At 70.7% G+C, this 10,157-nt stretch carries 10 protein-coding genes; 3 read left to right on the forward strand and 7 right to left on the reverse strand.

Going from position 1 to position 10,157, the window contains the following annotated elements:
• Positions 1–764 (forward strand): NAD-dependent epimerase/dehydratase family protein (locus RDU12_RS06250; protein WP_308684284.1); only part of this gene is annotated, 764 nt, incomplete at its 5' end.
• Positions 765–774: 10 nt separating this feature from the next.
• The gene (locus RDU12_RS06255; RefSeq protein ID WP_308684285.1) at positions 775–1,659 is read left to right on the forward strand and encodes an NAD-dependent epimerase/dehydratase family protein; all 885 of its coding nucleotides are present in this window, start codon (positions 775–777) and stop codon (positions 1,657–1,659) included.
• 326 nt (positions 1,660–1,985) lie between these two features.
• Here RDU12_RS06255 and RDU12_RS06260 read toward each other — a convergent pair whose 3' ends face one another.
• Positions 1,986–2,597 (reverse strand): DUF1134 domain-containing protein, encoded by a 612-nt coding sequence (locus RDU12_RS06260; protein WP_300293181.1) that lies wholly within the window; start codon positions 2,595–2,597, stop codon positions 1,986–1,988.
• Positions 2,598–3,002: 405 nt separating this feature from the next.
• On the opposite strand from RDU12_RS06260, the gene RDU12_RS06265 reads away from it, so the two are divergent.
• Positions 3,003–4,445 (forward strand): hypothetical protein, encoded by a 1,443-nt coding sequence (locus tag RDU12_RS06265; protein WP_308684286.1) that lies wholly within the window; start codon positions 3,003–3,005, stop codon positions 4,443–4,445.
• Positions 4,446–4,469: 24 nt separating this feature from the next.
• Here the strand turns inward: RDU12_RS06265 and pheT are convergent, their stop codons facing one another.
• The 6 genes from pheT to RDU12_RS06295 all read right to left on the reverse strand — a co-directional run.
• Positions 4,470–6,893: a phenylalanine--tRNA ligase subunit beta gene (gene pheT / locus RDU12_RS06270; protein WP_308684287.1), complete on the reverse strand. Its 2,424-nt coding sequence runs from the start codon at positions 6,891–6,893 to the stop codon at positions 4,470–4,472.
• Positions 6,890–7,333, reverse strand: coding sequence for a hypothetical protein (locus tag RDU12_RS06275; RefSeq protein WP_300289373.1), 444 nt, complete (start codon positions 7,331–7,333; stop codon positions 6,890–6,892). Before RDU12_RS06275 ends, pheT begins: the two co-directional genes overlap by 4 nt.
• A gap of 29 nt (positions 7,334–7,362) precedes the next feature.
• Positions 7,363–7,767, reverse strand: coding sequence for a hypothetical protein (locus RDU12_RS06280; protein WP_300289372.1), 405 nt, complete (start codon positions 7,765–7,767; stop codon positions 7,363–7,365).
• Entirely contained in the window at positions 7,767–8,843 is a 1,077-nt protein-coding gene (pheS, locus tag RDU12_RS06285; RefSeq protein WP_300289371.1) for a phenylalanine--tRNA ligase subunit alpha, read from the reverse strand. Before pheS ends, RDU12_RS06280 begins: the two co-directional genes overlap by 1 nt.
• A 57-nt stretch (positions 8,844–8,900) precedes the next feature.
• Positions 8,901–9,842, reverse strand: coding sequence for a polysaccharide deacetylase family protein (locus RDU12_RS06290; protein WP_300289369.1), 942 nt, complete (start codon positions 9,840–9,842; stop codon positions 8,901–8,903).
• A 63-nt stretch (positions 9,843–9,905) separates the two neighbouring features.
• On the reverse strand, positions 9,906–10,157 hold a 252-nt coding region (locus tag RDU12_RS06295), incomplete at its 5' end, for a dodecin family protein (protein ID WP_308684288.1).

Raw genomic sequence — 10,157 nt, forward strand, 5'->3', positions numbered from 1 at the left:
GCTATCTGAAGGTCACGGTGGACACCGATTTCGGCCCGGCCGAGCAGGAGATCCTGTTCCCGCCGAACCCGGGCTCGATCTACCACATGACCAAGACCCAGGACGCCCTGCTGTTCCAGTTCTACGCCAAGAACGACGGCGTCCGGATCACCGACCTGCACCAGGGCATCGTCTGGGGCGCCCAGACCGAGGAGACGCGCCAGGACGAGCGGCTGATCAACCGCTTCGACTATGACGGCGACTACGGCACGGTGCTGAACCGCTTCCTGATGCAGGCGGCGGTCGGCTATCCGCTGACGGTGCACGGCACCGGCGGGCAGACGCGGGCCTTCATCCACATCCAGGATACGGTCCGCTGCGTCGAGCTGGCGCTGAAGAACCCGCCGAAGGCCGGCGAACGGGTCAAGATCCTCAACCAGATGACCGAGAGCCGGCGCGTCCGCGATCTCGCCGCCCTGATCGCCGACATGACCGGGGCCGAGGTCCACAACGTCCCCAACCCGCGCCAGGAAGCCGACGAGAACGAGCTGATCGTCGCCAACGACCAGTTCCGCGAACTGGGCCTCAAGCCGATCACCCTGGCCGAGGGGCTGATGCAGGACGTCACCGAGATCGCCCGGCGCTACGCCCACCGCGCCGACCTGACCAAGGTGCCTTGCGTCTCGACCTGGAACAGCAAGCGGGCCGACGCGCTGAAGGTCGAACCGGTCGTGGTCGCGCCCCCGGCCGGCGCCCCCTCCCCCGTCCGCGTCCTGTCGGCCTGATCGCAGAGGGATGGAGTCCGGCGTCGCCCCTCCGAGACTGCTGATCTTCGGCGGCGGCTGGCTGGGACAGGCGGCGGCGCGGGAAGCGGTGCGCCGGGGCGGTCGCGCCGCCCTGACCAGCCGTGATCCCGAAACCCGAAAGCGGCTCGAGGCTGACGGATTCGCGGCGCTCGACCCGGCCGACGACCGCGCGCTCGACCGCGCCGTCGGCGAGGCCAACGCCATTCTCGTCACCGCCCCGCCCGAGAGCGACGGCTGCCCCGGACTGAAGCGGTTGATCCCCGCCGTCACGCGCACCGGCGCCTGGCCCGACTGGATCGGCTATGTCTCCTCGACGGCGGTGTACGGCGACCGGGCCGGCGGCTGGGCCTTCGAGGACGATGCGCTCAACGCCGCCTCGCTGGAGGGCGCCCGCAGGGTCCGGGCCGAGCGCGACTGGCTGGAGGCGGGTCAGGGCATGGGGCTGACGGTGCAGGTCTTCCGCCTGCCCGCCCTCTACGGCCCCGGCCGCTCGCCGGTCGACCGGCTGCGCGCCGGCACGGCCCGCATCGTCCGCAAGCCCGGCCAGGTGTTCAACCGCGTCCATGTCGATGACGCCGTCTCGGGCCTGTTCGCCTCCATGGCCCGGCCCCGGCCCGGCGCGGCCTACACCCTGTGCGACGATGAACCCGCGCCGGCCGACGTGGTCATGGCGGGGGCGGCGCAGCGGCTGGGCCTGCCGCGGCCGCCCGAGGTCGATCTGGACGACCCGTCGGTGTCGGACGGCATGCGGCGGTTCTATCTGGACTCGAAACGCCTCTCGAACGCCCGCGCCAAGGCCGAACTGGGCTGGCGGCCGAAATATCCGAGCTGGCGTGAGGGGCTGGAGGCGATGCTGGACGACGGCGCGACATAGGCGACATCGGGCCGATACATTTCCGGCCATACATCCGCGACATCGGCGCCCACGACATGGTCGACATGCGGGACAAACGCGACATCGACCCTCTCCCGGCGCCAATCGACATTCGGCAGTCTCCCTGGCGCCCCTCCGCGCCCGTCATTCCGGGGCCGCGTAGCGGAACCCGGAACCCAGGAGATCGGCCCGGGGGGGTCGCGGCGCGGCCAGGGCCGGTTTCCGGACGCCTGGGTTCCGGGTTCTGTTCCCGGCTACGCCGGTCCCAGCCCCGGAATGACGGGATGGGAGGAACGCGAACGGCCCCGGTTGAAGGTCGATTGGACCTAGAACGGCAGCAGATTGCGCTGGCGGCTGTAGGCCATGGTGCCGACGTTGGCGCCGAGGCGCAGGCCGACGCCGGTACGGATCGGGGCCAGGACGATGCCGTCGGCGCGCTGGTAGTTCACCCCCACGCCGCCGACCAGATAGGCCGAGCCCTCGACCCCCGGGTAGCGGCGGTAGAGCATGTCGGGGTGGTAGAGGCCGTAGACCAGGGTGAAGACCCGGCTGGCGTTGCCGCCGACGTCCCAGCCGATCGAAATGCCCTGCCAGAACACCTCCTGCGAGGCCGACAGGTCCTTCATGTGCAGGGCGCCGCGGCCGTAGCGCAGGCCGACGCCGGCGGCGCCCGAGCCCTCCTCGCCCGCAATATAGGCGGTCGGGCGGTCGCCCTGGTCGGCGAAGATCCGCTCGATGGCGGCGCCGATGGCCTCGGCGGCGATGCCCAGCTCGCGCGACCCGGCTGCGATCAGTTCGTCGGCGGTGTAGGCCGGGGCGTCCTGATCCGAGCGGATCGGATAGTTGGGATCCGAGGCGGGGGCGGTGGCGCAGGCGGACAGGCCCGAGGCCCCGGCGGTGGCGGCGAGACCGGAAAGGATCAGCTGGCGACGATGCATGGCGATGGCTCCGAAGGCGGGGACGGTCCGCCCGACTCGCGCGGGCGCTTGCCGGCACCGTCACCGCTCTTTGAGTCAGCCTTGCGGCGGCAAGGTTAACGCAACCTTTCCCGCCCCTCATCCACCAGCCGGCCCTGCGTTGGCCGAGGAGGTCAGATGGGCGACGCGCCGGGGTGGTCGCCCGCGGAATCCTCACCACCGGTGAGACTGCAAGGCCGCCGTGGAACTGGCCTTCGCCAACGGGGCTTCGCTGGAGAACCCGGTCGGCGGCTTCAGCGACCGGTCAGCTGGCGGGGCATGACAACGCTTTAACGTGACAGCGGAGAGGTAGACATTAGGAGGCGCGGAGGCCGCGTCGGACACGAGGAGCGGCGCCGTTCGACGGGATCCCAGGGGGACGAGGAAATGAGACGACTGATCCGGCTGCTGGCCACCGGCGTGACCGCCGCCCTTTGGGCCGGAAGCGTCCATGCCCAGACCGCCGCCTCCGCCGAGGGGTGGCGGCAGCTCGCCCGGGCCGACCTGGACGCCGCCCACGCCCTGATCCTCGAAAACCACCCCGGGGCCGTCCCGGAGCTCGGCGACGAGTCCTTCCGGCAGCGGATGCGGCTCGGCTATGACACCGCCCTGGGCCGCATCCCCGCCGTCGACGGCTATGCCGGCTACACCGCCGTCCTCGCCGGGTTCGCCACCTCGTTCGGCGACGAACATGTCTGGTCGAACCCGAGGCTGCGGGGCGTTCCCTACGCCTGGGCCGGGCTGGTCATGACCCGACGCGGGGGAACCTGGGTGGTCGCCGCCCGGGACGGCGACGACCAGAGCCTCGTCGGGGCCCGGCTGGCGTCCTGCGACGGCGAGCCGGCCGAAGCCGTGGCGGCCGCCCGCCTGGCCTTCCGCGTGTCCGCGCCGGTCGAGGCCCAGTACATCGCCCACGGCGGCTTCATGTTCGTCGACGACGGCAACCCGTTCCTTTCCCGGCCGCGGACCTGCGTGTTCGAGTCAGCGGACGGCCCGGTCAGCGTCGAGATGGAATGGCGGCCCGTCGCCACGCCTCGCCTGGCCGAGGCGCTGAATGCGGCGGCGGGCGGAGCGCGGGCCGGCTTCGGGGTCCGCCGCAGCGGCGACCAATGGTGGATCGCCATGGAGCGCCTGTCGGATGAGGCCGCCGCCGTGGTGGACAGCTTCGAGGCCCAGGCCCCGGACTGGCGCGACAGCCCCGCCCTGGTGATCGACCTGCGCGGCAACGGCGGCGGCGACTCGCGCCACGGGCGGCGGCTGGCGGATGTCATCTACGGCGCCGACCATACGGCGGCCCGGCTGCGCGGCGGAACGGCCTGCGCGGCGCTGTGGCGGGCCTCGCCCGGCAACGCCGCCCATGTGCGCGCCTTCGCGGCCCGGGCGCAGGATCCCCAGACGGCCCGCTACTACGAGACCCTGGCCGACGACATCGACCGGGCCATCGCCGAGGGGCGACCGTTCGACGAGCCGGTTCCGGACTGCGCGCCCGGCGAACCGACGGCGGCCGCGGCGCCGGCGCCAGCCTATCAGGGCCGGGTCTTCATCGTGACCGACCATGCCTGCTTCAGCTCGTGCCTGCTGATGGTGCGCGACTTCCGGACGCTGGGCGCCACCCATGTCGGCGAAGCGACCAATGTGTCGACGCGCTACATGGAGGTGCGCGAGATCGTCCTGCCGTCCGGGCTGACGAATTTCAGCACCCTGCAGAAGGTCGCCATCGGCGGAGACGCGGACATCGGACCGTTCACGCCCGAGCACGTTTTCCCGGGACAGATGAGCGACACGACGGCGCTGGAGGCCTGGATCGCCGGGCTCCCGCCGCAACCCTGATACGACGGCCGCAGGGCCGGCGCGTCAGGTCCGGAGCGAGCCGCCGGCCTTGCCCGCCGCCGCCACGACCTTGGCCGACAGGGCCTCGATCTCGGCCTCGGTCAGGGTCGCCTCGCGGGGCTGGATGACCACCTCGAGCGCCACCGACTTCTGGCCCTCGGCCACGCCCGCGCCGCGGTAGACGTCGAACACCCGGACCTCGGCGATCAGGGCCTTGTCGGCGCCGGACACGGCCCGGACGAGGTCGCCGGTCGCCCGGCCCTCTTCCACCACGAAGGCGAAGTCGCGGGTCAGAGGCATCAGCGGGGCCAGCGAGGCGGCGCCGCGCGCCTTGGTGGCCTTGCCGCGCGGCTCGGGCACGGCGTCGATCACGATCTCGAAGGCCAGCATGGGGCCGTCGGCGTCCAGCGCCTTGAGCACGCGCGGGTGCAGGGCGCCGAACTCGGCCATGACATTCTTCGGACCCAGTTGCAGCCGGGCCGAGCGGCCGGGGTGCCACCAGTCGCGGTTCTGGCCTTGGGCCAATTGCAGCGACGCGGTCGGCGCGCCGATTTCGTCCAGCAGGGCGATCAGGTCGCCCTTCAGGGCGAACAGGGCGTCCTCGGCGCCGCCGCCCCAGTGGCGCGCGGACCGCGGCGCGACCAGACCGGCGATAACGGTGCGCTGGCCGGTGGGGCTGTCGTCCAGATAGATCGGGCCGATCTCGAACAGGGCCGCGTCCGGGTGGCCGCGGTCGGCGTTGCGCGCCGCCGCCTGGATCAGATTGGGCAGGGTCGAGGGCCGCATGCAGTCGAGGTCGGCCGCGATGGGATTTTCGACCACCAGCCGGTCATCCCCGCCGCCGAACAGGGCCGCGGTCGACTGTTTGGTGAAGGACCAGGTCACGGCCTCGGCGTAGCCCATGGCCGCCAGCGCGCGGCGGGCGGCGCGCACCCGCGCCTGACGCGGACTGAGCACGCCCTTCGACGGGGCGCCGAGGTCGGGCAGCGGGGTCGAGGGCAGCTCGCCATAGCCCTCGATGCGGGCGACCTCCTCGACCAGATCGGCCGGGCCCTCGACGTCGCGCCGCCACGACGGCGGGGTCACGGTCCACGGAGTCCCGCGCGCGACCTCGAAACCGAGCCGGGTCAGGATTTCGGCGATGCGGTCGTCATCGAGCGACAGGCCGGTCAGCGATCCGACCCGGGCCGGGTCGAAGGCGAAGGCCGACGGATTGGCCGGCGCCTGTCCGGCCACCACGATCCCGGACGGCTCGCCGCCGCACAGATCGAGGATCAGCTTCGTCGCCAGCTCCAGCCCCGGAACCACCGAGGCCGGGTCGACGCCGCGCGCGAAGCGGTACTGGGCGTCGGAGTTGATCGTCAGGGAGCGGCCGGTCTGGGCCGTCAGGATCGGATCGAACCAGGCGCATTCGACGAAGACGTCGACCGTCTCGTCCGAACATCCGGTGGACTCGCCGCCCATGATGCCGCCCAGGCCGATCGGCCGCTCGCCGGCGGCGTCCGAGATCACGCACATCGACGGGTCGATCGTATAGGTCTTGCCGTCCAGGGCGATCAGATGCTCGGACTGGCCGCCCTCCTGCTCCGGCGTCCCGGCCGCGACCTGGCCGGCGCGCACGACGATCTCGCTCCCGACCAGCTTGGCCCTGTCGTAGACGTGCAGCGGCCGGCAGCGGTCGTAGGCGATCAGGTTGGTGACATCGACCAGGCGGTTGATGGGCCGCAGGCCGATGGCGGTCAGCCGCCGCTGCAGCCACTCGGGCGAAGGGCCGTTGCTGACGCCGCGGATCAGACGCCCCGCGAACACCGGACACATCTCCGGCGCCTCGATCCGCACCGAGATCGGCGACGGGAAGGCTCCGGGCACGGGCATCACGGACGGGGTCTGAAGCTGGCCCAGGCTGGCGGCGGCCAGGTCGCGCGCGATGCCGGCCACGCCCAGCCAGTCGGCCCGGTTGGGGGTGACCTCGAAATCGATCACCGGCTCGGCCCCGAACACGCCGGCAGCGGGGGTTCCGACCGTCAGATCGTCGGCCAGATCGAGGATGCCGTCGCTGTCGCCGGCCAGCTCAAGCTCGGCGGCCGAGCACAGCATGCCGTGCGAGACCACGCCCCGCACCGGCTTCTCGACCAGCGTCACGCCCAGCCCCGGCACATAGGCGCCAATGGGGGCGTAGATGGTGGTCAGGCCCGCCCGCGCATTCGGCGCGCCGCAGACGATCTCCTTCATCCCGTCGACGGTGTCGACCTGGCAGACCTGCAGCCGGTCGGCGTTGGGATGGCGTTCGGCCGAGACGATCCGCGCCACGGTGAACGGCGCCAGGGCCGCGACGGGGTCGTGAACCTCCTCGACCTCGAGCCCGGCCATGGTCATGGCCTCGGCCACGTCCGCGACCTCCGCGTCCGTCTCGAGATGGTCCTTCAGCCAGGAGAGGGTGAATTTCACGCCGACGGCTCCGGCGACGACGCGAGCTCCGACAGCGGTTTGACGCCGGCCTGAAGCTCCTCGATCAGCGCGTCCGAGCCGGTGAAGCCGACCTGGACGAAACGGCACCGGATGAAGCGGCAATTGGACATGCCGACCACGCCCGCCATCTTGGTCTGACCGACGGGTCGATAGAGCAGGGTCCGGATGTCGGAGGTCGCGCCCATGGCGCAGCTTTCGAAGACGGTGCCGTTCATCACGGCCATCACCGCCGGCCCCTCGATCACACAGTCGGTGAAGGTCTTGCCGTCGATGAACATCTGGTCCGCGTTCCAGTGCTGCACGGCCAGCGACGGCAGCCAGACGGCTTCCTTCTCGAAGCTGGTGCGTGCCACCAGGGCGCGGCCGGCGGCTTCCTCGGCGGACATGCCGTCGGTCGGGGCGGTCGTTTGGTCGGTCATGGCTGCGGTCTCTCGATCTCTTTCTGGCGTCAGTCGGCGGTGGCGACCTGCTCGACCAGCATCCGCAGCAGGTCTTCGCCGCCGGTGATGCCGAGCGTGTGGAACTGGCAGTTCCGGAAGGTGCAGTCGCGGACCGGGATCGCGCCGATCGCCTTCTGGCCGCTCACCGGGCGGAACAGCATGTTGCGCAGGTCGCCGCCGGTCGGGCCGAAATTGACGCCTTCGAAATGGACGCCCTCGAGCACCAGCATCACCGCCGGCCCCTCGATGAAGCAGTCGGTGAAGGTGCGGCCCTCGATGATCGCCCCGCCGCCGTTCTGGATGTTGGCGCGGTAGAGGTCGAACAGGGCGAAATGGCCGCCGTTGATCGCCGTCGCGCGCGGATCCATCTCGCGCGACTCGGTTGGCCGGGGCGGGGTTTGGTCGATGGCCATCAGGACAGTCCGCTTGCAGGGTTGGGCGCCGCGAAGGCGGAGAAGCCGTAGTGGGCCAGCCACCGGGTGTCGGCCTCGAACATCGGGCGCAGGTCCGGGATGCCGTATTTCAGCATGGCCAGGCGATCGACGCCCATGCCGAAGGCGAAGCCCTGGAACTCGTCCGGGTCGATGCCGCAGTTCCGCAGCACGTTCGGATGGACCATGCCGCAGCCGAGGATCTCCATCCAGCTGTCGCCCTGGTTCAGCTTCAGCTCCCCGCCCGAGCGGTCGCAGCGGATGTCCATCTCGGCCGACGGCTCGGTGAAGGGGAAATGGTGCGGGCGGAAGCGGGCGTCGACGTCATCCACTTCGAAGAAGCGGGCCACGAAGGTCTCCAGCGTCCACTTCAGATGGCCCATGTGGATGTCGCGATCGATCACCAGCCCCTCGACCTGATGGAACATCGGCGTGTGGGTGGCGTCGCTGTCTTTCCGGAAGGTCCGGCCCGGGGCGATGATCCGGATCGGCGGCTTTTGCGTCATCATGGTGCGCACCTGCACCGGGCTGGTGTGGGTGCGCAGCACCTTGCGCTCGCCGGTGACCGGGTCGGGCTGGAGGAAGAAGGTGTCGTGCATCTCCCGCGCCGGGTGTTTGGGCGGGAAATTCAGAGCCGTGAAATTATGGAAGTCGTCCTCGATGTCCGGGCCTTCCGCCACCGCGAAGCCCATTTCGGCGAACAGGGCGATCATCTCGTCCATCACCTGCATGGTCGGATGGACCGAGCCCTTGCGGCGCGGGCGCGGCGGCAGGGTCAGGTCGAGGTGCTCGGCCTTCAGCCGGGCGTCCAGCTCGGCCGCCTCCAGCCCGGCCTTCTTCGCCGTCAGCGCCGCCTGCACCCGGTCGCGCAGGCCGTTGATCATCGGCCCGCGCTCGCGCCGCTCGTCGGGGCTCATCGCCCCCATGCCCTTGAGCAGGCCGGAGATCGAGCCCTGTTTGCCGAGGGCCGCGACGCGCAGCGCCTCGACGTCGGCGGCGGTCTCCGCCGAGCCGATGGCGTTGATCAGATCGAGTTCGAGCTGGTTCAGGTCGGTCATGGTCGCAGTCGTCTAGCGGGCCGGAGCGGTTTCGTCACCCGGTCAGGCGTCGCTTGATCAGTTCCGCGCCTCATAGGCGTCCATGATCCACTTCGGAGGATCGGGCTCCCAGCGGATCGGCCGGCCCTCGCTGAAGGTCCAGCGGTGCAGCCAGGACACGCCATTGGCCCGCACATAGTCGTCGGCGTGGCTGTAGATCGGGTCGGCCAGGGCCTCGTCCAGCGGCACGAAGCGATAGCCCCGCGCCTGGTAGAGGGCATGGATGCGCGGATACCAGTCCCGGTTCAGCGTGTGGGCGTGAAGCAGCAGCACCTGGGCCGGCTCACGGCCGCCCGCCAGTTCGGCGCTGTAGGGCTCCCAGTGATCCAGCACCGCCGTCATGTGCGCCACATAGGCCTCGCCGATCCGGGTCTGCAGCGCTTCGTCGCCGGCGGCTTCGGCGTCGCGGTACAGGGCGGCGAACATCCAGTCGTTGTTGTCGATCGTCACTGGCGCGACCGTATAGCCCCGCGCCGCCAGTCCGGCGGCGATGGCGGCCTTCTTCTCCGGCGTCTCCCCGGTGAAAAGATACGGATGGCGGTAGAAGACCAGCGACCGCCCTCTCGCCTCCAGCACGGCGCGGGTCGCGGGCGCGCCCCGGTCGACGTCGGCCAGATAGGCCTCGACCGTGGTCCGGTGGATGTTGATGTGGCTGAAGGTGTGGTTGCCCATGTCCAGCCCGGCGTCGAGCCAGACGTTCAGCAGGGCCGGCAGCAGTTCGGCGCGACGCTCATCGCAGACCTTGCCCTCGTTGACGAAGACGGCCGCCCGCGTGTCCAGCGGCCTCAGCATGGCGACGAAGTCTTCCGTCAGCGCCATGGCCTGCGCCGGATCGCACAGCACGGCGTCGGGGGCCTGATATGGCAGGTCGTCGAAGGTCACGGCGACGGCGCGCTGGGCGGCGGCGGGCCCGGCGAGGCAGGACAGAACGGCGGCGATGAGGAGCGGGCGCAGGGTCATGGCCAGACCCTAGCCATCCCGCCCCTGTTACGGCAACGCTCGCCGGGTCCGCGCCGGCGGCGCTCAGTCGTTGAGGACGAAGGTCACCTTCATATTGACCCGGTACTCGACGATCTCGCCGCCCTTGACGATGACCTTCTGCTCCTGGACCCAGGCGCCCTCGACGTTCTTCAGGGTCTTGTCGGCGCGGGCGATGCCCTTCTTCAGCGCATCCTCGAAGCTGACGGAGGATGAGGCGGTGATCTCGGTGACCTTGGCGACGGACATGGCGGACTCCTGGTTTCGGGCAGCCGCCGGGTTATGGCGACGCTTCCC

Source organism: Brevundimonas sp., assembly GCF_031082345.1.
Classification (GTDB): Bacteria; Pseudomonadota; Alphaproteobacteria; order Caulobacterales; family Caulobacteraceae; genus Brevundimonas.